This window comes from Variovorax sp. AC103, from assembly GCF_979254005.1.
Map to the genome: position 1 here is coordinate 104,557 of NZ_CEEDFC010000014.1, position 21,929 is coordinate 126,485.

The following is a 21,929-nucleotide window of genomic DNA, read 5'->3' on the forward strand; positions in this document are numbered from 1 at the left end:
TGCACACTGCTCCCTTGAACCGCATCTCTCATGCGGCGAAATGCCTGCATGAAAGCCGAACTACCGTGCGGATCGATGCCGCAAGCTGGTAGTTCTTAAAAAGTGACTCTGGAAAGGACTCTATGGAGAATGGTTAACAAACGCAAACCTTAGTACCAGGTTCTCGTTATAAACGTGAACATGTTTACGTTTTCGGCGTGGTCAGGCCGCCGCCATGTCAGACAAAGGCGTTCGGAACGCACGCCCGGGGAGCCCACTAAGATCGCGCGATGAACGCTCCTTCGGCTTCCTTTCCCCGCTTCTGGTCGCAGCTCACCACGCGCGACTTCGCGTCGCTCGACGCGGCGGCCACGGTCGCGGTGCTGCCGCTGGGCGCGACCGAGCAGCACGGCCCGCACCTGCCGCTGGGCGTGGACACGGTGCTGGCCGACGGCATCGTCGCGGCCGCGCTGCCGCTGCTGCCGGCCGAATTGCCGGTGCTGTTCCTGCCGACCCAGCAGATCGGGCTGAGCCCGGAGCACGCGCGCTTCGCGGGCACGCTCACGCTGTCGGCCGAGACGCTCATCCGTGTATGGAACGAAATCGGCGCGGGCGTGGCGCGCGCCGGGGTGAAGAAGCTGGTGCTGTTCAACGCGCACGGCGGCCATGTGGGCGCGATGGACATCGTGGCGCGCGAGCTGCGCGCGGCGCACGGGCTCATTGTCTACAGCGTGAGCTGGTTCAACCTGCCGCTGGGCGACGCGAACGCACGGTTCAGCGCGCAGGAGCATCGCTTCGGCGTGCACGGGGGCGAGATCGAGACCTCGATGATGCTGGCGCTCACGCCGCAGCTGGTGCGCATGGGCGAGGCGAAAAACTTCAGTTCGACTTCGCAGCAGCGCGCGGCCGACTACGCGATCCTCGGCAACGGCAAGAGCGCCAAGCTCGGCTGGGCCATGGAGGACTACAACGCGCACGGCGCCGCAGGCAATGCGGCCGCTGCAACCGCCGAGAGCGGCCAGGTCGTGATCGATGCGGCCGCGCAGCAACTGGCACTGCTGCTGGCGGAGGTGTCGCGCCTGCCGCTGAGCACGGCCCACACGGGGCCGCTGCCTTAGGCGGCGCCCCTCAGCACCCCGGCGAACATGTCCGAGTCGACATTCCCGCCACTCACGCTGATGCCCACCGTCTTGCCGCGCCAGCGTTCCTGCTGCTGAAGCGCCGCCGCCAGCGCCGCGGCCCCCGCTCCCTCTGCCACGTTGTGCGTGTCGCTGAAGAGGATGCGCATCGCGTTGGCGATCTCGTCGTCGGTGACCATGACCACGTCGTCGGCCTCGCGCAGGATCACCTCCACGGATTCGGGCACCGGCGTGCGGCACGCCATGCCGTCGGCCAGCCGCGTGCTGACCGGCGCTTCCACCGGCTTGCCCGCGCGAAAGGAATCGCGGTACGCCGTGGCATGGGCGGACACCACGCCGATGAGCTTCGTCGACACGCCGCAGTGCGCACGCGCCGCAGCCGCCGCGGCAAAGCCCGAGCCCAGGCCGATCGGCACGAACAGCACGTCGGGTGGCGTGCCCGACAGCGCATCGAAAAATTCGACATACGCCGTCGACACCCCGCGCACCAGCTCGCGGTGGAACGAGGGCACGCGGTGCAGGCCGTCGCGTTCGGCCAGCACGCCCGCATATTCGGACGCCGCCTGGAAGTCGTCGCCGTGCTCGACCAGCGTCACGCCCAGCGCGCGCATCGCGGCGTTCTTTTCGGTCGAGTTGCCGTGCGGCACCACGATGGTCGCGGCCAGCCCGTGGCGCCGCGTGGCGAAGCCGACCGACTGGCCGTGGTTGCCGCGCGTGGCGCTGACCGCATGGCGCACCTCGGGATGCTCGCGCGCCAGCGTTTCGAAGTACGTCAGGCCGCCGCGGATCTTGAAGGCGCCGGCCGGCGTGTGGTTCTCGTGCTTGGCCCACACCGTGGCGCCCAGGCGCTGCGACAGCAGCGGCCAGGCGTACTGCGGTGTCGGCGGCATGGCCGCGCGCACGGTGCGCTGTGCGGCTTCGATGTCTTCGCGGGTGAATTTCACGGGTGCCCTTGTTCGATGTTCACTTGCGTTCGGTGAGCGCCACGCGCACCGCCAATGCGGCGAGCACGCTGCCCATCACATAGCGCTGCGCGCGCAGCCAGCCCGCGCTTTGCGACAGCACCGCCGTGATGCTCGCGGCGCCGAGGATCATTGCCGTGTTGACCGCGGCGCTGGTCGCCATCTGCGCCACGCCCAGCTGCATGCTCTGCAACAGCACCGAGCCGCGCTCGGGGTGGATGAACTGCGGAAAGAACGACAGGTAGAACATTGCCACCTTCGGGTTCAGCAGATTCGTGAGAAAGCCCATGCGAAACAGCCTGGCCGGCGGGTCGGCCGGCAGCACGCGCGCCTCGAAGGGCGCATTGCCGCCGGGCTTCACCGCCTGCCACGCGAGCCACAGCAGGTAGGCCGCGCCGGCCAGGCGGATCGCGTCGAAGGCCAGCGGCACCGCCAGCAACAGCGCGGTGAGCCCGAGCGCGGCGGCGAACAGGTGCACCAGGAACGCCGTCAGCACGCCGCCCAGCGAGATGAGCCCGGCGCGGCGGCCCTGGATCAGCGTGCGCGAGACGCAATAGATCATGTTCGGCCCCGGCGTGAGCGCCAGCAGCAGCGAGGCCAGGGCGAACCAGGCGATTTCGGTGAGGCTCAGCATGGTCAGAGTCCTTTGGATTCGAGCGTGACGGGGCCGCGTGGCGTGTCGAGCACGGCAATGAGGTTCGGCGGGCCGGCATCCACCGGCATGGCCGCCATGCCCACGGCCGACAGGGCGGCCGCCAGCGCCGGCGCGCGCGGATGCACGGCGCGCAGCGCACGCATTGCCAGGCCGGACTTCGGCATGGCGTCGGTCGGATGCACCGGCCCCCACTGAATGAGCGTGGGCAGTGCGCCGTAGAAAAGCCGCTGGCCGTCGTCGCGCACCGTGATCTGCCATTCGAGCCGGCCGGCCGGCGTGTCGCGCGAGGCCTCGAGCAGCGTGCCGCGGTCGATGTGCGCATGCTCCTCGTGCGCCAGGGCGCGCGCGGCGGCCTGCGCGTCGGGCACCCGGGCCACGAAGTGAATCAGCCGAGGCCCGCGCTGCGCGAGCCCGGCCTGCAGCGCGGCGTCGTCCAGGTCGAACCAGCGGTGCGTCTTGGGGCGCGAGGGCTGCTTGCCCGGCTCGATGGCGATGATTTCGAGGTAGGCCGCCGGAAAGTCGTCGCTCGCGATGTTCAGCAGGCGGTTGTGCGTGCCCATCAGCGGGTGCGTGCCGCCCGGCCCGGGCGCGACGCCGAGCGTGGCTTCGCACCAGGCCACGCCCTCGTCGAGCGAGGCGGCGGCAATCACGAGGTGGTCGAGTTGCGCGTGCATGGCGTGGTGGTCTCCTTTTGGCGGGGCTACAGCGTGACGTGGCCGTCGACGCAGGTCACGGCGTCGCCGCCGACCCAGATCTTTCCGGCGGCGTCGCGCTCGATGTACACACGGCCCGCGCGGCCCAGGCACTGGCCCTGCGCGGCCAGGTAGCGCTCGGGCATGTGGCCGTCGGCGATCAGCCATTCGGCCAGGCTCGCATTGAGGCTGCCGGTGACGGGGTCTTCCTGAACGCCGATGGGCTCGGCGAAGGCGCGCACTTCCAGGTCGATCTTCGCGCCGTCTTCGTTCGGCGTGGCGGGCCGGTTGCCGAAGGCGCGCGCCTCGCGGTTCGAACGGCCGATGAGCAGTGCGGTGTCGTGCGCCGCGGGCACGCCCGCCACGCCGGCCTTCACGCCCAGCTCCTTGAGCGCACGGTGGTCGGGCTGCAGCGCCAGCACGGCGTCGGCGTCGTTGACCAACAGGCCGAACCAGACCGGGCCGTTGTCGAGCACCTGCGCCGCAACGATCTGCTGCGCCTTCAGGCCCAGCGCGCCCGCCACCTTGGCCAGCAGCGCGGGGCTCGGTGCGCTGCGCTTGAGCGGCGGCGCGGCGAAGGCCAGGCGAGCGCCGTCTCGCCGCAGCGGCACCAGCCCGGCGCCGCACTGCTGCACCACCTGGCCGGCCGCCTTGGGCTTGCCGCCGGCCTGCAGCCACGCATGGCAGCTGCCGATGGTCGGGTGGCCGGCAAAGGGCAGCTCGCCGCCGGGCGTGAAGATGCGCACGCGGTAGTCGGCGGCGGGGTCGGTCGGGGGCAGCAGGAAGGTGGTCTCGGACAGGTTGGTCCACTGCGCGAAGCGCTGCATGGCCTCGTCGCCGAGGTCCTGGCCGTCGATCACCACGGCGAGCGGGTTGCCGTAGTACGCGGTGGCGGTGAAGACGTCGACTTGCTTGAAGGGGCGAGATTTCATCGGATTCATTCGAGAGGCAGATCGAGCACGCCGCGCGCGCCCGGACGGGAAAGCAGGTCGGCGTACCAGCGCTCGACGTTCGGCCAGGCCGGCCGGCGGTATTCGGCGGCCGGCAGGCCGAACCAGCGATGCGCTTCGCAGCCGAGCGGGAAGTCGGCCATGGTGAAGCTGTCGCCGCCCATGTAGGCGTGCTTGCCGAGGTGCGCGTCGAGCATCGCGAACAGCGCCTCGCTCTCGCGCACCGACGCATCGATGAGCGCGTTCTGGCGCTCCGACGGCGGCGTGCGCACCCACTGGATGAAGGCGTCGCGGCTCGCGCGGTTGAGCGTGGTCTGCTGCCAGTCCATCCAGCGCTCGGCGGCGAAGCGCGCGGGCAGTTCGCTCGGGTAGAAGCTGCCGTGCGAGTGCCTGGCGCAGAGGTAGCGCACGATCACGTTCGACTCCCACAGCGTCACGCGCTCGGCACCCTCGCCGTCGTCGATGGTGGGCACCATGGCGTTCGGATTGAGCGCCAGGTATTCGGGCGTCTGCACCACGCCGAACCTGCCGCCGGCCTCGGTGCGCTGGAAGTCGAGGCCGAGCTCCTGCGCGCACCACACCACCTTGCGGACATTGATCGAACTGATGCGGCCCCAGATATTGAGCATGGTCGTGATTCTTTCGTTGATTCCTGGATTCAGGCCGCCATGAGCCGCGCGGTGCCCGACACGCGGACCGAGCTGCCCGCGGCGGGCGCGATGTCGGCATGCAGCTTCGACAGCATGCCCATGTCCTCGCCCTGCACCACGTCGATGGCGCCGCCGTGCGGCCAGCCGATGTCGCGCAGGTAGCCTGCCAGCGCGGCGGTGGCCGCGCCGGTCGCGGGGTCTTCGTGGACGCCGCCGGAGGCGAAGGGGTTGCGGGTGTGGAAGCGCTGCGCCGTCTCGGCGTGGAGCAACAGCACGGTCGTGAGGCCGGCGCCGTTCATCAGCGCGCGCCCGGCTTCCAGTTCGTAGTGCATGGCCGACAGCAGGGCCCGGCTCTTCAAGGCCAGCACCAGGTGATCGGCACCCGCGTGCGCGACGGCCGGCGCAATGCGCGGGTCCAGGTCGCCGGCCGCGTAGCCGAACAGGGCCAGCGCGTCGGACACCAGCGCGGGCGCCGCAGCCGCGCTGCGCGTGGGTGGCGACTGCAATGCCGCGGCCACGAGGTTGCCGTCGCGCCGGCCTTCGACGGTGATCCGCGCATGGTTGAGTGCCAGCGCGAACACGCCGTCGCCGTGCTGCAGCGCGAGCGCGGCGCCCAATGCGATCGTCGCGTGGCCGCAGAACGGCACCTCGGACTGCGGCGAGAAGTAGCGCACGCGCCAGCCGTCGGCGGTGCGGGCGGCGAACGCGGTCTCCGAGAAGCCGACTTCCGCAGCGACGGCCTGCATCCGTGCCGCGTCGGGCAATGCGTCGCCGATGACGACGCCGGCGGGGTTGCCGCCCGTCTCGCCGTCGGAGAAGGCTGCGATCTTCAGGACATTCATGGGGGTGTCTTTCTCAGCGCGGCGCGGGCCGGTCGAGGAACAGCAGCCGCACGGCCAGGCCCAGCATCACGGCGGCCAGAAGGCTGCTCTGCAACCGCGCCGCGCCGGGACGGCGGTGCAGCCAGCGGCCGACCTGGCCGCTGCATGCGCCCAGCAAGGTGTTGAACGCCAGCGCGGCCAGCGACAGCACCACGCCCAGCTGCACCAGCTGCAGCGGCACGCTGCCGCGCGCGGGGTCGACGAACTGCGGCAGGAAGACCATGAAGAACAGCAGCGCCTTCGGGTTGACCAGGTTGTTCAGCAGCGCCATGCGCACGATGCGGCCGAACCCTGCCGGCTGCGCCTGCGCACCCATGCGCAGACCGCCGCCACTTCGCAGGGCCTGCACCGCCAGCCACACCAGGTAGAGCGCGCCCGCATAGCGCAGCACGTCGAACGAGGGCGGCCACGCGGCCACCAGCGCGGTGACGCCCGTGGCCGCGAACAGCGTGTGCACCAGGTCGGCCGCCGAGATGCCCAGCGCCGCCGCGAAGCCGCCGCGCGGGCCATGGGCCACGCCGTGCGAGAGCACGAAGGCCATGTTCGGGCCCGGCGACAGGAACAGCGCCAGCACGGCGAGCAGGAAGAGCGAGAGCGTGGCGAGGCCGATCAAGGAAGGCTCCTGGTGGGAGGGGTGGGGGTGGGCGGCTGCCTCAGATCTGCGCGGCCGCCAGCGTCTTGTCGCCGAGCAGCACCAGCTCTTCGCGCAGCGTTTGCGCCAGCGCGGCGATGGCGATGTCGATCTGCTCGACGCTGGCCGTCACGAACGACAGGCGCAGCGTGCGCGGATCGCCTTCGCCCGCGTAGAACGGCGCGCCGGGCACGAAGGCCACGTTGCGTTCCACCGCCTTGGGCAGCAGCGTGACGGTGTCGATGCCCTCGGGCAGGCGCGCCCACAGGAACATGCCGCCCTTGGGGGCGTTGAACTTCACGTCCAGGCCTTTCATTTCGCGCTTGAGCGCGGCGATCATCGCGTCGCGCTGGCTCTTGTACAGCGCGCGGATGGTGGGCACATGGCGCTCGAGGAAGCCGTCCTTCATCACCGAGGACACCATGCGCTGCGTGAAGATCGGCGTGTGCAGGTCGACGGCCTGCTTGGCCTGCAGCAGCTTCGGGTAGATGGACTTGGGCGCCACCAGGAAGCCCAGGCGCAGGCCGGGTGCCAGCACCTTGGAGAACGAGCCCAGGTAGATCACGCCTTCGGGGTTGCGCGCGGCCAGCGGCAGCGGCGGGGCTTCGTCGAACCAGAGTTCGCCGTAGGGGTTGTCCTCGACGATCGGCAAATCGGCTGCAGCGGCGGCTGCCGACACGGCGGCGCGGCGCTCCTCGGTCATGGTGCGGCCGGTGGGGTTCTGGAAGTTGGGCAGCAGGTAGACGAAGCGCGCGTCGCGGGCCTTGGCCACCAGGTCTTCGACGATCACGCCGTCGTCGTCGCTGGCCACGCCCACGGGGTTCGGCTCCATCGGGCCGAAGGCCTGCAGCGCGCCCAGGTAGGTGGGCGTCTCGACCAGCACCTTGCTGCCCGGATCGATCAGCACCTTGGCCACCAGGTCGAGGCCCTGCTGAGAGCCGGTGGTGATGAGCACCTGCGAGGCATCGACGTCCCAGGGCAGCATGTCGGCCACGGCCTGGCGCAGCGGCGCGTAGCCTTCGCTGGCGGCGTACTGCAGGGCGGCCTGGCCGTCGGTGTGCAGCACTTCTGCGCAGGCGTCGGCAAAGGCCTGGATGGGGAAGGTCTTGGGCGAGGGCAGGCCGCCGGCCAGGCTGATGATGCCGGGGCGCTCGGTGACCTTCAGGATTTCACGCAGCACCGAGGGATTCATCTTGGCGGCACGTGCGGCGAGTTTCCAGTTCATGGGGTTCTTTCAGGCGGTGAGGTGAGATTCGAATGAGAGGGTACAGGCGGATCAGCGTCCGTGCGGGCCGGCCTCGCCGGCGGCGGCTGGCGCTATTTTCGGCGCGGCGGCCTTCATGGGGTTGGACGCGTTCGCCGGCTGCGACAGCCGCTTGCCGACCACCACCGTGGCCACCACGGCGACGGCGAAGCCCAGCGTCACCAGGTCCAGCGGCTCGCCCAGGATCGGGATCGACGCGAGGATCGACAGAAAGGGCTGCAGCAGCTGCGTCTGGCTCACGCGCAGCGCGCCGCCCAGGGCCAGGCCGCGGTACCAGGCGAAGAAGCCGATCCACATCGAGAACATGCCCACGTACACGAAGCCCAGCCACGACGCCGTGGCGATGGGTTGCGTCGGCCACAGCGCCAATGTGGCCGGCAGCGTGAAGGGCAGCGCCATCACGCAGACCCAGCAGATCACGCGCTCGGCGCCCAGCGAGGGCGTGACCTGCGCGCCGTAGATGTAGCCGAACGATGCGGCGATGACGGCGCCCACCAGCAGCAGGTCGGCCCACTCGAAGCCGAAGCCGTGCCCCGTCTGGCTCGCGCGCAGCACCGAGAACACCACCACCAGCAGGCTGCCCGCGACCGCGCACAGCCAGAAGCCGAGCCGCGCGCGCTGGTGCAGCACCCAGGCCGCGACCGCGGCCGTGACCAGCGGCAGCAGCGCCGTCACCACCGCCGCATGGCTGGCCGTGACCACGCGCAGCGCATAGGCCAGCAGGAGCGGAAAGCCGATGCAGTTGCCCAGCACCGCGATGCCCAGCGACTTCCACTGGTGCGGGGCCGGACGCCGCGAGCGCGTGACCAGCAGGAACACGGCCGACAGCAAGCCCGCCAGCGCCGCGCGCCCGAGCGTGACGAACCACGGCGACAGCTGCGGTGCGTCCTGCGTGCCGGTGGCCAGGCGCGTCATCGGCAGCGTGACGGCGAACATGGCCACGCCAACCACGCCGAGCCACATGCCCAGCGTCTCGTCCCTGATGTCGAGCTTCATACGCGCACCATCCACCACGCCGTGAGCACCAGCACCAGCCCCATCGCGCGGTTGAACCACAGCAGCCGCGCGCCCCTGGCCAGCCAGTCGCGCAGCAGCGCGCCGACCAGCGCATAGGTGAAGTTGCTGGTGAAGGCGAAGAACAGCATCACCGGCGCCACGATGGCGAAGCGGCCCAGCGCGTCGGGCTGGCCGGCGATCCAGCCCGCCACCAGCGTGAGCGCCAGCAGCCAGGCCTTGATGTTCACGAACTGCAGCATCACACCCTGGCCGAAACCCACCGACAGGCTGGCGCCATCGGCCTTGCCGAGCGTGGCGCTGCCGCTGAGCTTGTAGGCCAGCCAAAGCAGGTAGCCGATGCCCAGCACCTTGATGGCCACGCGCAACGGGGGCACCGCCACCACCAGCGCGCCGATGCCCGCGGCGCACAGCGCCAGCAGCAGGGTCCAGCCGACCGGCACCGCCACGATGAAGCGCATGGCGCGCGGCAGGCCGCCGTTGGCGGCCAGGGCGGTGGAGAGCGTGGTGTTGGGTCCGGGCGAGAAACTCATCGCCGTGGCCAGCACCAGCAGCGCGGTGAATTCTTGCCAGTTCATGGCACACACTCTAAACTTCAGACCATTACAGTGCCAATACAGATGATCGAACAATCCCGGAATCTGTATTGGTCAATCCTTCGACACAGCGCCCCTTCAAGAGAGGCGGCGCTCCTGCCGCGAGTGAACCACGCATGCTGACACGCACCTCCACCCAGTCGCTGACCAGCCAGCTCGCCGACCGCCTGGGCGAGCGCATCCGCACCCGGCTGCTGCCGCCCGGCGCCCGCCTGCCCTCGGTGCGCGAATGCGCGCGGCAGCAGGGCGTGAGCCCGTACACGGTGGTGGCGGCCTACGACCAGTTGCTGGCGCAGGGGCTGGTCGAGGCCCGCCGGCAACGCGGCTTCTATGTGCGGGACTCGGCACCGGTACAGGACGGCCGCCCGAACAATGGCCCGGATGCCGGCACCGTGAGCGGCATGCCTGCCGCGATGGCCGTGCAGATGATGGCCTCGCGCGTGCCGGCCGACGCCAGCTCGCTGATCCGCAGCATGTTCCACCGCCCGAGCGACAAGCCGCAGCCGGGCATGGGCGTGTTCCCGCCCGACTGGATGGCGTCGACCTTCATGCCCACCGCCGTGCGGCGCATGACCAGCACAGCCGTGCTGCAGGAGCTGTCGCTGCAGTACGGAGAGCCTGCGGGCGACATGGCGCTGCGGCGCAGCCTGTCGCAGAAGCTGGTGGGCATCAACGTGCCGGCCTCGCCCGAGCAGATCGTGACCACCATCGGTGCCACGCATGCGCTGGACATCGTGAGCCGCACGCTGCTGCGCGCGGGCGACCCGGTGATGGTGGAGGAGCCGGGCTGGGCGCTGGAGTTCGCGCGGCTGGAGGCGCTGGGCATGCGCATCCTGCCGGTGCCGCGGCGCGCCGACGGGCCCGACCTGGAGGTGATGGCGCAGTACTGCAGGCTGCACAGTCCCAAGCTCTTCGTCAGCGTGAGCGTGCTGCACAACCCCACGGGCTACAGCCTCACGCCCGGCAGCGCGCACCGCGTGCTGCAACTGGCCAACGAGCACGACTTCCACATCGTCGAGGACGACACCTACAGCCACCTCGCGCCCGAGCACGCCACGCGCCTGAGCGCGCTCGACGGGCTGCAGCGCACCATCTACGTGAGCGGCTTCGCGAAGATCCTGGCGCCCAACTGGCGCATCGGCTTCCTGGCCGCGGCGCCCGCGCTGAAGGAGCGGCTGCTGGAGACCAAGCTGCTGGCCACGCTGACCTCGCCCACGCTGTTCGAGCGGGCGCTGTCGTGGTGCATCGACCAGGGGCAACTGCGGCGCCACGCCGAGCGCATGCGCGTCCGGCTGGACGGTGCGCGCAGCCGGTCGGTGAAGCTCGCGATGTCGCACGGCTGCACCTTCGCGTCGGAGCCTGCGGGGCTGTTCGGCTGGGTCGATACCGGCGTGGACACCGACGCGCTCACGCAACGCATGCTCGACCAGGGCTATCTGCTGGCACCGGGGTCGCTGTTCCATGCGCGCCGGCCGCCGAGCACCATGATGCGGATCAACTTCGCGACCTCGCAGGAGGCGGCGTTCTGGAAGGTGTTCAGCAAGGTGCGCGGCGAGCTCTGACGGCCGCGAAAAGCCCGGGGCCTTGGAGTAAGCTGGCAACACAAGAAAACCCAGCCTGGAGACCCCCCATGAGCAACGCCAACAAGCCCTTCGACTTCAGCCAGTTCGTCCCCGGATTCGACTTCCTGAAGAACCTTGCCGGGGGGGCGGCCGCAGGGGCCGGCGCCGGCGCGGTGCCCGGCATTCCGAGCCTGGCGAGCTGGGTGGCGCCCACGCTGAGCGTGGAAGAGGTCGACAAGCGCATCCAGGAACTCAAGACCGTGCAGTACTGGCTCGAGCAGAACGGCCATGCGCTCAAGGCCACGATCCAGGCGCTCGAGGTGCAGAAGATGACCCTGTCGACGCTGCGCGGCATGAACGTGCGCATGGAAGACATCGCCAGCGCCTTCACCAAGCAGGCCGCCGCGATGGCGCCGGCGGCTGCAGCCGGTGCAACTGCCTCGGCACCCGAGCCCGAAGAGGCGGAAGAAGCGGAAGAAGCCGAAGCCGGATCACCCGAGGAAGAAGCGGCACCGGCAAAGTCGCGCGCCAGGCCGAAGGCCGGCAATGCCGGCGTGGTCGACCCCATGCAGTGGTGGGGCGCGCTCACCGAGCAGTTCCAGCAGATCGCCAGCACGGCGCTGCAGGACGCGGCGCAGCTCAAGGTGCCGGCCATGGCCCAGCCGCTGGCCGATGCCGTCAAGGCGATGGGCACGCCGGCCGCGCGCAAGCCCGCCGCCGCAAAGAAGGCCGCCGCAAGCAAGGCCCCGGCCGCCAAAAAGAAGCCCGCCACCGCCGCCCGCAAGCGAACCTCCGCGCGGCGCTGACGTCATACACGGATATTTTTTGAAGAGAACGGGTCGGCACGCATCATGAAGTTGTTTCCCTCCGGTCATGCCACCCATCCGCAGTGGCGCATGGCAGCCGGCCTCGTGCTGGCGCAGTTGCGCGCACAGATGGCCCTTCCCGACTACGCGTCGGCGCCCACCCTGGGGCTGCTCTACATCACCGACCACTACGCCACCGACGCGCAGGACATCCTCGACCACCTGAGCGCCGAGCTGCCCGAGGTGACCGACTGGTCGGGCACGGTCGGCATCGGCGTGTCGGCCAACAACGCCGAGTACTTCGACGAACCCGGCATCAGCCTGATGCTGTGCGCGCTGCCGAGCGACCAGTACCGCGTGTTCTCGGGCGTGGCGCCGCTGGGCAACTCCGAAATGAGCGGCTTCGAGGCGCACACGGCGCTGGTGCATGCCGACCCCGCCACGCCCGACCTGACCGAACTCATCGGCGAGATGGCCGGGCGCACCGACACCGGCTACCTGTTCGGCGGGCTGTCGTCGGGCCGCCACGGCTCGCTGCAGTTCGCCATCGGCGGCAACGGCAACATCCGCGGGCACGGCGCGGCGGGCGGCGTGTTTTCGGGCGGCATGTCGGGCGTGGTGTTCGGCGAGGGCGTGCGGGTGGTGTCGCGCGTCACGCAGGGCTGCCAGCCGCTGCGTTCGGGCGCGGTGCGCGAGCGCGAGATCACCGAGGCCGACGGCAACCTGCTGCTCAAGCTCGACGGCGAACCCGCGCTCGACGTGCTGCTGGCCGACCTGCAGGTGTCGCTCGAGCGTCCGCAGGAGGCCATCGACGCGGTGCGCAACACGCTGGTGGGGCTGGCCGACGCGGGCAGCGACGGCATCCGCCGCACCGGCGACCTGGGCGCCGACGTGCTGGTGCGCCACATCATCGGCCTGGACCCCACGCGACGCGGCATCGCCATTGCCGACACGGCCGAGGCCGGCATGCGCCTGACCTTCTGCCGCCGCAACGCGCAGGCCGCGCGGGCCGACCTGATGCGCATCTGCGCCGAAATCCGCGAAGAGCTGGAACCTGAAGAGCAGACGCTGGCCACCGCGCGCGCCGTGGCCGCAGGCGAGGCCGAGGCCGCGCCGCACCCGGCGCGGCGCATTGCCGGGGCTGTGTACGTGAGCTGCTCCGGACGCGGCGGGCCGCACTTCGGCGCGCCCGGCGCGGAGCTGCAGATCGTGCGCCATGCGCTGGGCGACGTGCCGCTGGTCGGGTTCTTTGCGGCGGGCGAAATTGCCCGCCACCATCTGTATGGCTACACCGGCGTATTGACGGTGTTCACCAGCAACGACTGACCTTGGCGATCACGCCGGCTGCAGCACGCGCAGCCTGGGCGCAGGCATGCCGGTGAACGCGAAATCGACCTCGGGCGCCAGCCCGCTCACGATGCGCGCGATCGACTTGCCCGAGCCGCAGGCGTGCGTCCAGCCGAGCGTGCCGTGGCCGGTGTTGAGGAACAGGTTCGGCAGCTTTGTCTTGCCGATCAGCGGCACGTTGCTCGGCGTGGCGGGGCGCAGGCCGGTCCAGAACTGCGCCTGCGTGGTGTCGCCGGCGCCGGGGAACAGTTCTTCGACGCGGCGCACGATGGCTTCGCAGCGCACCGGGTTCAGGTCGCGGTCGTAGCCATTGAGCTCGGCCGTGCCGGCAATGCGCAGGCGGTCGCCGGACGCCGACGTGTAGCGCGAGAACACCAGCTTGAACTCGTCGTCGGTCAGCGAGACCTGGTGGGCCTTGGAAGCGTCCTTCACGGGCAGCGTCACCGAGTAGCCCTTGGCCGGGTAGATCGGCAGCCGGATGCCCAGCGGCGCGGCCAGCAGCGGGCTCAGCGAGCCCATCGCCATGACGAAGGAGTCGCCGCGGATGCGCTGGAAGCGGCCCTCGTGGTCGGTCACCTCGACGTGGTCGATCTGGCCACCGGCCTCGCGCAGCGCGGTGACGGTGTGGCCCATGAGGAACTTCACGCCGGCCGCAGCCGCCAGCTTGGAAAGCTCGCGTGCAAAGCGGTTGGCGTCGCCCGATTCGTCTTCGGCCGTGAAGGTGGCGCCCGCCAGCTTGGGCCGGATGTGGGCGAGGGCGGGCTCGATCTTCACCGCCTCGTCGGCCGAGATGACCTGGCGCTCGCAGCCCAGGGCACGCATCTGCTCGGCGGGGGCGAGGGCGCCGTCGAATTCCTTCTGCGTCGTGTAGAAGTGCAGGATGCCCTGCGTGCGCTGGTCGTAGTCGATGCGCGTGTCGCGGCGCAACTGTTGCAAGGTGTCGCGGCTGTAGGTGCCCAGGTGCACGATCTGCGCGATGTTGTGGCGGGTGCGCGCGGGCGTGCATTCACGCAGAAACTGCAGGCCCCAGAGCCATTGGCGTATGTCGGCGCGGATGCGGAACAGCAGCGGGGCGTCTTCCTTGCCCAGCCATTGCAGCACCTTGAGCGGCGCGCCCGGGTTGGCCCAGGGTTCGGCATGGCTGACGGAAATCTGCCCGCCGTTGGCAAAGCTGGTCTCGGCGGCCGGGGTGGCCTGCCGGTCGATCACGGTCACTTCGTGGCCGAGTTGCTGGAGGTAGTAGGCCGAAGTCACGCCGAGCAGGCCGGCGCCAAGAACGATCACGCGCATTTCAAGTACCTCTTGAGGTTGAAGCGCTTGAACGACGGGCGTGGTGTGCTATTGAATCAATAGCAGGCAACCGGACGGCCGTGGTCCAAGTTGCCGCTCCCCCTGTCCTCGGTACCTGAGAGATTCACCCCCTGCGCCCGCAGCGGGTTTGCTCCTTCGGTGCATCGTTGCCACTGGGCGTGGTGCGATGACTCTCCAGACGGCGTTGTCAGTTGATGCAGTACTGACCCCTTGCCGAAATCTTCTTCGAAGACCTCGTCGGGCCGACCTGAGCGTTCATGGGAGTTTGCGCCTTCGGTAGGGCCACCGGGGTGGCCCGCTCTCCTGCAGTGTGGCCGATTGTAAACACGGCCTGAAGTGAACGGTAACGCCTTGTGTTTCGGCCTGTCGGCCCAATGGGATAATCACCAGTTGATTTGCCGCAGGGCAATTGCTTCAAACACAGGGGACCCCATGATCTTGGTTACCGGCGGCGCTGGCTTCATTGGCGCCAATTTCGTACTCGACTGGATCGCGAACAGCGACGAGCCGGTCATGAACCTCGACAAGCTGACCTACGCGGGCAACCTCGAGACCCTCGCGTCGCTCAAGGGCAACCCGAACCACATCTTCGTGCAGGGCGACATCGGCGACAGCGCGCTGCTCGACCGCCTGCTGGCCGAGCACAAGCCGCGCGCCGTGGTCAACTTCGCCGCCGAATCGCACGTGGACCGCTCCATTCACGGCCCCGAAGACTTCGTGCAGACCAACGTGCTCGGCACCTTCCGCCTGCTCGAATCCGTGCGCGGCTTCTGGAGCGCGCTGCCTGCCGACCAGAAAAGTGCCTTCCGCTTCCTGCACGTGTCCACCGACGAGGTCTACGGCTCGCTCTCCAAGACCGACCCCGCCTTCACCGAAGAGAACAAGTACGAACCCAACAGCCCGTACTCGGCCAGCAAGGCCGCGAGCGACCACCTCGTGCGCGCCTGGCACCACACCTACGGGCTGCCGGTGGTCACCACCAACTGCTCGAACAACTACGGTCCGTTCCACTTCCCCGAGAAGCTCATTCCGCTGATGATCGTCAACGCCCTGGCCGGCAAGCCGCTGCCCGTGTACGGCGACGGCATGCAGGTGCGCGACTGGCTCTACGTGAAGGACCACTGCAGCGCCATCCGCCGCGTGCTCGAAGCCGGCAAGCTCGGCGAAACGTACAACGTGGGCGGCTGGAACGAGAAGCCCAACATCGAGATCGTCAACACCGTGTGCGCGCTGCTCGACGAACTGAGCCCCAAGGCCGGCGGCAAGCCCTACAAGGAACAGATCACCTACGTCACCGACCGCCCCGGCCACGACCGCCGCTACGCCATCGACGCGCGCAAGCTCGAACGCGAACTCGGCTGGAAGCCCGCCGAGACTTTCGACTCCGGCATTCGCAAGACCGTCGAGTGGTACCTCGCGAACAGCGAATGGGTGCGCAACGTGCAAAGCGGTGCCTACCGCGAGTGGGTTGAAAAACAGTACGACGCCGCACCGGCAAAGGCCGCGGCATGAAGTTGCTGCTGCTGGGCAAGGGCGGGCAGGTGGGTTGGGAACTGCAGCGCAGCCTGGCGCCGCTGGGTGAATTGGTGGCGCTCGATTTCGACAGCACCGACTTTCATGCCGACTTCAGCCGCCCCGAGCAGCTGGCAGACACGGTGCTCAAGGTGCGCCCCGACGTGATCGTCAATGCGGCGGCCCACACGGCCGTCGACAAGGCCGAGAGCGAGCCCGAGTTCGCGCGCAAGCTCAACGCCACCTCGCCCGGCGTGGTGGCCGAGGCGGCGCAGCAGATCGGCGCGCTGATGGTGCATTACTCGACCGACTACGTCTTCGACGGCAGCGGCAGCGCACCCTGGAAGGAAGACGACGCGACCGGCCCGCTGAGCGTGTACGGCCAGACCAAGCTCGAGGGCGAGCAACTGGTGGCCCAGTACTGCGCAAGGCACCTGATCTTTCGCACGAGCTGGGTGTATGCGGCGCGCGGCGGCAACTTCGCCAAGACCATGCTGCGGCTGGCGAAGGAGCGCGACAAGCTCACGGTGATCGACGACCAGTTCGGCGCGCCCACGGGTGCCGAGCTGCTGGCCGACGTCACGGCGCACGCCATCCGGGCAACGCTGCAGGACCCCACGAAAGCCGGTCTCTATCACGCGATTGCCGGCGGTGAAACCACATGGCACGGCTATGCGCGCTTCGTGCTCGGCCTGGCGCAGCAGGCCGGCGTCGAGCTCAAGGCCGGCCCCGATGCCGTCGAGGCCGTGCCGACCAGCGCCTTCCCGACCCCGGCGAAACGCCCGCACAACTCGCGCCTGGACACCACCAAGCTGCAGACCACCTTCGGGCTGCGCCTGCCCCCCTGGCAGGACGGCGTTGCGCGCATGCTGCGCGAAACGCTCTGACGCGTGAATTCACACGAGAAGAAAAGCATGACCACGACGACTCAACGCAAGGGCATCATCCTGGCCGGCGGCTCGGGCACCCGCCTGCATCCGGCAACCCTGGCGCTCAGCAAGCAGCTGCTGCCCGTGTATGACAAGCCGATGATCTACTACCCGCTCAGCACGCTGATGCTGGGCGGCATGCGCGACATCCTGATCATCAGCACGCCGCAAGATACGCCGCGCTTCCAGCAATTGCTGGGCGACGGCAGCCAGTGGGGCATCAACCTGCAGTACGCAGTGCAGCCCAGTCCCGACGGCCTGGCGCAAGCCTTTCTCATCGGCGACAAGTTCGTGGGCAACTCGCCGAGCGCACTGGTGCTGGGCGACAACATCTTCTATGGCCACGATCTCGTGAACCTGCTCGCCGACGCCGACAAGAAGCCGTCGGGCGCCACCGTGTTCGCGTACCACGTGCAGGACCCGGAGCGCTACGGCGTGGTCGCGTTCGACGCCAAGGGCAAGGCCAGCAGCATCGAGGAGAAGCCCTTGAAGCCCAAGAGCAGCTACGCGGTCACCGGCCTCTACTTCTACGACAACCAGGTGGTGGACATTGCCAAGGCCGTGAAGCCGAGCGCGCGCGGCGAGCTGGAGATCACCGCCGTCAACCAGGCGTATCTCGACCTCGACCAGCTGAACGTGCAGATCATGCAGCGCGGCTACGCATGGCTGGACACGGGCACGCACGACAGCCTGCTGGAAGCGGGCCAGTTCATCGCGACGCTGGAGCATCGGCAGGGGTTGAAGATTGCGTGCCCCGAGGAAATCTCTTGGCGCAACGGCTTCATCACCAGCGAGCAGCTCGAAAAGCTCGCGGCGCCGCTGGAGAAGAGCGGCTACGGCAAATACCTGCGGCACCTGCTGAACGACGAGGTGCGGTCATGAAGGCCACGCCGACGGCCATTCCCGATGTGCTGGTGATCGAACCCAAGGTGTTCGGCGACGCGCGGGGCTTCTTCTTCGAAAGCTTCAACCAGAAGGCCTTCGACGAAGCGGTCGGCCACCATGTCGATTTCGTTCAGGACAATCACTCGCGCTCGGTCAAGGGCGTGCTGCGTGGCTTGCACTATCAGATCCAGCAGCCGCAGGGCAAGCTGGTGCGGGTGGTGCGGGGCGCGGTGCTCGACGTGGCGGTGGACATCCGGCGCAAGTCGCCGACCTTCGGCAAATGGGTGTCGCAGGAACTGAGCGAAGAAAACCACAAGCAACTGTGGGTGCCCGCGGGCTTCGCGCACGGATTCCTGGTGCTGAGCGATACAGCTGACTTCCTGTACAAGACCACCGACTACTACGCCCCGGCCAACGAACGCTGCATTGCCTGGAACGACCCGGCGATCGCCATCGCATGGCCCGACCTTCAGGCCGATTTCGTGTTGTCCGCCAAGGACCAGACGGGCAAACGCCTGGCCGACGCCGAAGTATTTGAATGACGCCGTGCGCGGCGCGCCGGCACGGGCGCTTCTCGGGCGCACCCTTCGGTTTTCCTCTCTCATGCGGCTGCGTATTGCGGCCCACATTCATTCGGCCGGTTCCTGACGACGGCAAAAATGAACAACTCACCGTCTCGCATTTTTTCTAAGCGCCGCCAATGAATTTCAGATGGACCACCGTGCTTGCCCTGCTCATCCTGGGCGGCGTGGCAACGGCGACAGGCTTGCATCAGCTGAGTTGGCATTCGATCGCCGCCCTCCAGTGGGACGCGCTCAAGCCCTACGCCGTGGTGATGGTGGGCGGCATGTTCGCCGCCGAAATCTTTTCGCGCTGGCTCGGCATCCACCGCCTCGCGGCCGGCGCGGCCGTGGCAGCCGCCATTGCTTTGGCCACGGGCGCGGCGGGCGCCTTGCTGGTCGTGGCGTGGATCGCGCTCGCGAGCCATGTGGTGGGCTCGACGGTGCTGACGGTGTGGAGCAAGCGCAGCGAAGCGCCCTCGGCCCTGATCTCGGTGCTCGTGGGCGCCGTCGTCTATGGGTCGCTGATCGGCCTTGCCGCGCACCGGCCCATCAACTACCCGGGCTTGTATGCCATTGCGCTGGCCTTGCCGATCGTATTCGGCTGGCGGCAGGTTCGCACGGCGCTGCTGTCGATGAAGACCTTCGCACGCAGCAAGTCGACGTCCTGGCTGGATCTGCTGATCGTCGGCGTGGCGCTGGCTCACTTCGTCGTGGGGCTGATGCCGGAAACCGGGCACGACGCCCTGGCGTCGCACCTGTTCATTCCCGCGCACCTCGCGGCGCGCCACGCCTGGGGCTTCGACGTCAGCCTGTATGCGTGGGCGGTGATGCCGATGATGGGCGACTGGCTGTTCTCGCTGGGCTACATGCTGGCGGGCGAAACAGGCGCGCGCCTCGTCAATGTGGGCTTCGTGCTGGCCACTTGCTGCCTGGTGCGCGAACTCGTGCTGTGGGCCGGCGGCAGCCGCGCCGGTGCGAAGTGGGGCGCGCTGCTGTTGCTCACCACGCCGCTGGCGCTGCTCGAAAGCAGCAGCCTCTACATCGAATCCATCTGGGCGGCCTTCGCGGTCGCCGGCGGGCTGTCGCTTTTCAGGGCGTTGCAGCGCGACGGGCAGCGGCCCGCCGACATCCGCTCGGCCGCCATCCTGCTCGGCGGCGCACTGGCCGCGAAAGCGATCACGCTGGCGATCCTGCCGGGGTTGTTCATCGTGTTCCTGGTGCGTTTCCGCGTATGGGCCACCAAGGCATCGGCGGGGCGCTTCGGGCGTGCGCTGGGGCTCTTTGCGCTGGTGGGCTGCGTTCCCTACCTCACCGCGTGGGTGCTCACCAAAAATCCGTTGTTCCCCTATTTCAACGAGATCTTCCGCTCGAAGCTCTGGCCTCTGGCCAACTTCCAGGACTCGCGCTGGACCAAGGGCTTCAAGTGGGACACTCTCTACCAGGCGACCTTCCACACCGAAACCTTCCTGGAAAGCTGGCCGGGCGCGAGCGGCTTCCAGTGGCTGCTGCTGCTGCTGCCTGCGGTCGTGCTGGTGGCCCGAAAGGGAAAGCAGCGCGCGCTGGCGATTCTCTTCGTGGGCGCGGCTTCGGCGGTGCTGACGTTCCAGTCCATCGCCTACCTTCGCTACATCTTCCCGGCCTTCGTGTTGATGGTCGCGTTGATCGCCGCCGCGTTTTCACAGCCGGAAAGCGCCTCGCCGATCGGCAAGCGGGCGCTCTGGATCGCCAGTGCGGTCGTCGTCCTGCTGAATCTGGTCTTCCTGAAATCGGCGACCCACTACGGTGACATCGTGGCGCAGCCGCTGCTCAGCCAGACGGGCAGGGAAGCTTTCCTGCGCGACCGGCTGCCCATTCGCAGCGCGGTCGACGTCGTGAACAAGCTCAACCTCGACGACTCGCCGGTCGCGGTTTTCTCCTCGCCGCTGGGTGCCGGCCTTCATGCCGATGCGCTGTACCCCAGCTGGTACAACCTGAACTTCGAGCGCGCCGTGACCGCTGCCGAGTCGACCGACTCGATGGCCAAGGCGCTGGTGCTGGCGGGCGGCGACTACCTCGTTCTCGACAGCGGCTGGGGCACGCCCGTGCAGCGAAAACTGATCGAGGAGGCGAGCGACCCGGTGGCCGCGTTCGTGCCCATTGCCGTGCGGCGCGTCAAGGATCAATATCGCTTCGCGCAAGAGCTGCTGCGCAACCCCGATTTCGCCGCGGACGACGGCTGGTATCTGCCTCCCGGCATGTCGGACAGGCGCGCGGGCCGCATCTCGGTCAATGTGACGGCCGTGGCGACGCAGCAGGTTCCCGTGGTCGCCGGACGCCGCTACAAGAACAGCGCAAAGAGCGTCTGCGATCCGCAACCGACGCAGGGGCGCCTGCAGGTGAACTGGATGGATGCGAAGGGCCGATTCATCGGGACGAACATCCAGGTCTTCGAATGCACCGCCGAGGCCACGACCTATTCCATGGAAGTCAGGGCGCCCCGGAAAGCAGCCACTGCCGTCGTCTACGCCTCGGGGCAGACCGACGTTTCCGTCACCTTCAGTGAAGTATCTTTCAAACAATGACTTCCACCAGCTACGAAACGCAGATGTCGAGCGCCCGCATCGCGGTCGTGATCCCGTCCTACAAGGTCACCCGGCACATCGCACCGCTGATTGCATCGATCCCGTCGTACGTCTGGAAAATCTACGTGGTGGACGATGCCTGTCCCGACCAGTCGGGCAATTTCGTCAAGGCCAACTGCACCGATCCGCGAATCACCATCGTTTTCCATGAGGTCAACCAGGGCGTCGGCGGTGCGGTCATGACCGGCTATCGCGCTGCCATCAAGGACGGGGCCCAGATCATCGTGAAGATCGACGGCGACGGCCAGATGGACCCGGCGCTCATTCCCAATTTTGTAGATCCCATTCTTTCGGGCGAGGCCGACTACACCAAGGGCAACCGGTTCTTCGACCTGGAAAAGGTTCGCGCCATGCCCAAGGTCCGCCTCATCGGCAACGCGGTTCTTTCGCTGATGACCAAGCTCTCGTCCGGCTACTGGGACCTGTTCGACCCGACCAACGGCTACACGGCCATTCATGCGCGAGTGGCCGAGCATCTGCCCATGGAAAAGCTGAGCCGCCGCTATTTCTTTGAAACCGATGTGCTTTTTCGGCTCAACACCCTGCGCGCTGTGGTCATGGATGTGCCGATGGAGGCGCAATACGGCGACGAAGTCAGCAATTTGAAAATCTCGAAGATCGTGACTGAATTTCTTTTCAAGCACGCGAGAAATTTCATGAAGCGAATTGGCTACAACTACTACCTGCGCGACATGTCGCTCGGCTCGCTGGAGTTGCCCGTTGGGCTCCTGCTGTTTTGCGGCGGCGGTGTTTTTGGTATTTACCACTGGATCAATTCCATGCGCGCTGGCGTTGAAACCTCGTCGGGCACGGTCATGCTCGCGGCGCTTCCAATCCTGATGGGGATTCAACTGATTCTTTCATTCTTTGGCCAGGACATTGCCGCAGTTCCGCGCACTCCCCTGCACAAGAAGATTTCACGACGCGTCCTGTGACCGATTCACGGGAAAATATTTACTCCAACAATGGACGAAGCGGTC

The 21,929-nt window shown here is 68.1% G+C and carries 21 protein-coding genes and 1 riboswitch; of the genes, 10 read left to right on the top strand and 11 right to left on the bottom strand.

The window, feature by feature from the left end:
- The first annotated feature begins 269 nt into the window (after positions 1 to 269).
- Entirely contained in the window at positions 270 to 1,097 is an 828-nt protein-coding gene (locus tag AC0IYU_RS20650) for a creatininase family protein (protein WP_472120565.1), read from the top strand.
- Here AC0IYU_RS20650 and AC0IYU_RS20655 read toward each other — a convergent pair.
- Genes AC0IYU_RS20655 through AC0IYU_RS20700 form a run of 10 tightly spaced genes read right to left on the bottom strand, consistent with a single transcriptional unit; the run spans position 1,094 to position 9,395 of the window.
- Positions 1,094 to 2,062, bottom strand: a complete 969-nt coding sequence (locus tag AC0IYU_RS20655; protein WP_472120567.1) for a threonine dehydratase — start codon at positions 2,060 to 2,062, stop codon at positions 1,094 to 1,096. The genes AC0IYU_RS20650 and AC0IYU_RS20655 overlap by 4 nt on opposite strands.
- A 19-nt stretch (positions 2,063 to 2,081) precedes the next feature.
- Positions 2,082 to 2,714 carry a LysE family translocator gene (locus AC0IYU_RS20660; protein WP_435486401.1) on the bottom strand — a complete coding sequence of 211 codons (633 nt, stop codon included), beginning with the start codon at positions 2,712 to 2,714 and terminating at the stop codon, positions 2,082 to 2,084.
- A gap of 2 nt (positions 2,715 to 2,716) precedes the next feature.
- The gene (locus AC0IYU_RS20665; RefSeq protein ID WP_435486400.1) at positions 2,717 to 3,409 is read right to left on the bottom strand and encodes a VOC family protein; all 693 of its coding nucleotides are present in this window, start codon (positions 3,407 to 3,409) and stop codon (positions 2,717 to 2,719) included.
- Positions 3,410 to 3,435: 26 nt separating this feature from the next.
- Positions 3,436 to 4,359 carry a PhzF family phenazine biosynthesis protein gene (locus AC0IYU_RS20670; protein WP_472120569.1) on the bottom strand — a complete coding sequence of 308 codons (924 nt, stop codon included), beginning with the start codon at positions 4,357 to 4,359 and terminating at the stop codon, positions 3,436 to 3,438.
- A 5-nt stretch (positions 4,360 to 4,364) separates the two neighbouring features.
- Positions 4,365 to 5,006 (bottom strand): glutathione S-transferase family protein, encoded by a 642-nt coding sequence (locus AC0IYU_RS20675; RefSeq protein ID WP_472120571.1) that lies wholly within the window; start codon positions 5,004 to 5,006, stop codon positions 4,365 to 4,367.
- Between the two features lie 29 nt (positions 5,007 to 5,035).
- On the bottom strand, positions 5,036 to 5,869 hold the full coding sequence (locus AC0IYU_RS20680) for a PhzF family phenazine biosynthesis protein (RefSeq protein WP_472120573.1): 834 nt from the start codon (positions 5,867 to 5,869) through the stop codon (positions 5,036 to 5,038).
- Between the two features lie 13 nt (positions 5,870 to 5,882).
- Complete coding sequence (locus AC0IYU_RS20685; RefSeq protein ID WP_472120574.1) at positions 5,883 to 6,521, bottom strand: LysE family translocator; 639 nt, start codon at positions 6,519 to 6,521, stop codon at positions 5,883 to 5,885.
- 40 nt (positions 6,522 to 6,561) lie between these two features.
- Positions 6,562 to 7,764 (bottom strand): aminotransferase-like domain-containing protein, encoded by a 1,203-nt coding sequence (locus AC0IYU_RS20690; RefSeq protein WP_472120576.1) that lies wholly within the window; start codon positions 7,762 to 7,764, stop codon positions 6,562 to 6,564.
- 51 nt (positions 7,765 to 7,815) lie between these two features.
- Positions 7,816 to 8,799 carry a DMT family transporter gene (locus AC0IYU_RS20695; protein ID WP_472120578.1) on the bottom strand — a complete coding sequence of 328 codons (984 nt, stop codon included), beginning with the start codon at positions 8,797 to 8,799 and terminating at the stop codon, positions 7,816 to 7,818.
- A complete protein-coding gene (locus tag AC0IYU_RS20700) occupies positions 8,796 to 9,395 on the bottom strand; it encodes a LysE family translocator (protein WP_435486393.1) in 600 nt (199 codons plus the stop codon). The genes AC0IYU_RS20695 and AC0IYU_RS20700 overlap by 4 nt, the downstream gene beginning before the upstream one ends.
- Positions 9,396 to 9,529: 134 nt before the next feature.
- Between AC0IYU_RS20700 and AC0IYU_RS20705 the strand changes: the two genes are divergently transcribed.
- From AC0IYU_RS20705 to AC0IYU_RS20715, 3 genes are all read left to right on the top strand, one after another.
- Entirely contained in the window at positions 9,530 to 10,975 is a 1,446-nt protein-coding gene (locus tag AC0IYU_RS20705; RefSeq protein WP_472120579.1) for an aminotransferase-like domain-containing protein, read from the top strand.
- Between the two features lie 68 nt (positions 10,976 to 11,043).
- Positions 11,044 to 11,781: a PhaM family polyhydroxyalkanoate granule multifunctional regulatory protein gene (locus tag AC0IYU_RS20710; RefSeq protein WP_472120581.1), complete on the top strand. Its 738-nt coding sequence runs from the start codon at positions 11,044 to 11,046 to the stop codon at positions 11,779 to 11,781.
- Between the two features lie 45 nt (positions 11,782 to 11,826).
- Positions 11,827 to 13,107 (top strand): FIST signal transduction protein, encoded by a 1,281-nt coding sequence (locus AC0IYU_RS20715; RefSeq protein ID WP_472120582.1) that lies wholly within the window; start codon positions 11,827 to 11,829, stop codon positions 13,105 to 13,107.
- 9 nt (positions 13,108 to 13,116) lie between these two features.
- Here the strand turns inward: AC0IYU_RS20715 and AC0IYU_RS20720 are convergent, their stop codons facing one another.
- The gene (locus AC0IYU_RS20720; RefSeq protein WP_472120584.1) at positions 13,117 to 14,418 is read right to left on the bottom strand and encodes a D-amino acid dehydrogenase; all 1,302 of its coding nucleotides are present in this window, start codon (positions 14,416 to 14,418) and stop codon (positions 13,117 to 13,119) included.
- A gap of 92 nt (positions 14,419 to 14,510) precedes the next feature.
- Positions 14,511 to 14,627: riboswitch (glycine riboswitch) on the bottom strand.
- Positions 14,628 to 14,871: 244 nt separating this feature from the next.
- On the opposite strand from AC0IYU_RS20720, the gene rfbB reads away from it, so the two are divergent.
- From rfbB to AC0IYU_RS20750, 6 genes are all read left to right on the top strand, one after another.
- Positions 14,872 to 15,951 (top strand): dTDP-glucose 4,6-dehydratase, encoded by a 1,080-nt coding sequence (gene rfbB / locus AC0IYU_RS20725; RefSeq protein WP_472120585.1) that lies wholly within the window; start codon positions 14,872 to 14,874, stop codon positions 15,949 to 15,951.
- Positions 15,948 to 16,838, top strand: coding sequence for a dTDP-4-dehydrorhamnose reductase (gene rfbD, locus AC0IYU_RS20730; RefSeq protein ID WP_472120587.1), 891 nt, complete (start codon positions 15,948 to 15,950; stop codon positions 16,836 to 16,838). The genes rfbB and rfbD overlap by 4 nt, the downstream gene beginning before the upstream one ends.
- 27 nt (positions 16,839 to 16,865) lie before the next feature.
- Positions 16,866 to 17,762, top strand: coding sequence for a glucose-1-phosphate thymidylyltransferase RfbA (gene rfbA, locus AC0IYU_RS20735; RefSeq protein WP_472120589.1), 897 nt, complete (start codon positions 16,866 to 16,868; stop codon positions 17,760 to 17,762).
- Entirely contained in the window at positions 17,759 to 18,307 is a 549-nt protein-coding gene (rfbC, locus tag AC0IYU_RS20740; protein ID WP_472120591.1) for a dTDP-4-dehydrorhamnose 3,5-epimerase, read from the top strand. The genes rfbA and rfbC overlap by 4 nt, the downstream gene beginning before the upstream one ends.
- Before the next feature lie 158 nt (positions 18,308 to 18,465).
- Entirely contained in the window at positions 18,466 to 20,889 is a 2,424-nt protein-coding gene (locus AC0IYU_RS20745; protein ID WP_472120593.1) for a hypothetical protein, read from the top strand.
- On the top strand, positions 20,886 to 21,884 hold the full coding sequence (locus AC0IYU_RS20750; protein WP_472120595.1) for a glycosyltransferase: 999 nt from the start codon (positions 20,886 to 20,888) through the stop codon (positions 21,882 to 21,884). Before AC0IYU_RS20745 ends, AC0IYU_RS20750 begins: the two co-directional genes overlap by 4 nt.
- Positions 21,885 to 21,929: the final 45 nt, after the last annotated feature.

Excerpts from the sequence above, each read along its gene's own strand:
- AC0IYU_RS20680 (WP_472120573.1), bottom strand. The coding sequence starts at position 5,869 with ATGAATGTCCTGAAGATCGCAGCCTTCTCCGACGGCGAGACGGGCGGC.
- AC0IYU_RS20650 (WP_472120565.1), top strand. The coding sequence starts at position 270 with ATGAACGCTCCTTCGGCTTCCTTTCCCCGCTTCTGGTCGCAGCTCACC.
- AC0IYU_RS20675 (WP_472120571.1), bottom strand. The coding sequence starts at position 5,006 with ATGCTCAATATCTGGGGCCGCATCAGTTCGATCAATGTCCGCAAGGTG.
- AC0IYU_RS20745 (WP_472120593.1), top strand. The coding sequence starts at position 18,466 with ATGAATTTCAGATGGACCACCGTGCTTGCCCTGCTCATCCTGGGCGGC.
- rfbA (WP_472120589.1), top strand. The coding sequence starts at position 16,866 with ATGACCACGACGACTCAACGCAAGGGCATCATCCTGGCCGGCGGCTCG.
- AC0IYU_RS20670 (WP_472120569.1), bottom strand. The coding sequence starts at position 4,359 with ATGAAATCTCGCCCCTTCAAGCAAGTCGACGTCTTCACCGCCACCGCG.
- AC0IYU_RS20690 (WP_472120576.1), bottom strand. The coding sequence starts at position 7,764 with ATGAACTGGAAACTCGCCGCACGTGCCGCCAAGATGAATCCCTCGGTG.
- rfbB (WP_472120585.1), top strand. The coding sequence starts at position 14,872 with ATGATCTTGGTTACCGGCGGCGCTGGCTTCATTGGCGCCAATTTCGTA.
- AC0IYU_RS20665 (WP_435486400.1), bottom strand. The coding sequence starts at position 3,409 with ATGCACGCGCAACTCGACCACCTCGTGATTGCCGCCGCCTCGCTCGAC.
- AC0IYU_RS20700 (WP_435486393.1), bottom strand. The coding sequence starts at position 9,395 with ATGAACTGGCAAGAATTCACCGCGCTGCTGGTGCTGGCCACGGCGATG.
- AC0IYU_RS20695 (WP_472120578.1), bottom strand. The coding sequence starts at position 8,799 with ATGAAGCTCGACATCAGGGACGAGACGCTGGGCATGTGGCTCGGCGTG.
- AC0IYU_RS20705 (WP_472120579.1), top strand. The coding sequence starts at position 9,530 with ATGCTGACACGCACCTCCACCCAGTCGCTGACCAGCCAGCTCGCCGAC.
- AC0IYU_RS20660 (WP_435486401.1), bottom strand. The coding sequence starts at position 2,714 with ATGCTGAGCCTCACCGAAATCGCCTGGTTCGCCCTGGCCTCGCTGCTG.
- AC0IYU_RS20750 (WP_472120595.1), top strand. The coding sequence starts at position 20,886 with ATGACTTCCACCAGCTACGAAACGCAGATGTCGAGCGCCCGCATCGCG.
- AC0IYU_RS20710 (WP_472120581.1), top strand. The coding sequence starts at position 11,044 with ATGAGCAACGCCAACAAGCCCTTCGACTTCAGCCAGTTCGTCCCCGGA.
- AC0IYU_RS20715 (WP_472120582.1), top strand. The coding sequence starts at position 11,827 with ATGAAGTTGTTTCCCTCCGGTCATGCCACCCATCCGCAGTGGCGCATG.
- rfbC (WP_472120591.1), top strand. The coding sequence starts at position 17,759 with ATGAAGGCCACGCCGACGGCCATTCCCGATGTGCTGGTGATCGAACCC.
- rfbD (WP_472120587.1), top strand. The coding sequence starts at position 15,948 with ATGAAGTTGCTGCTGCTGGGCAAGGGCGGGCAGGTGGGTTGGGAACTG.
- AC0IYU_RS20720 (WP_472120584.1), bottom strand. The coding sequence starts at position 14,418 with ATGCGCGTGATCGTTCTTGGCGCCGGCCTGCTCGGCGTGACTTCGGCC.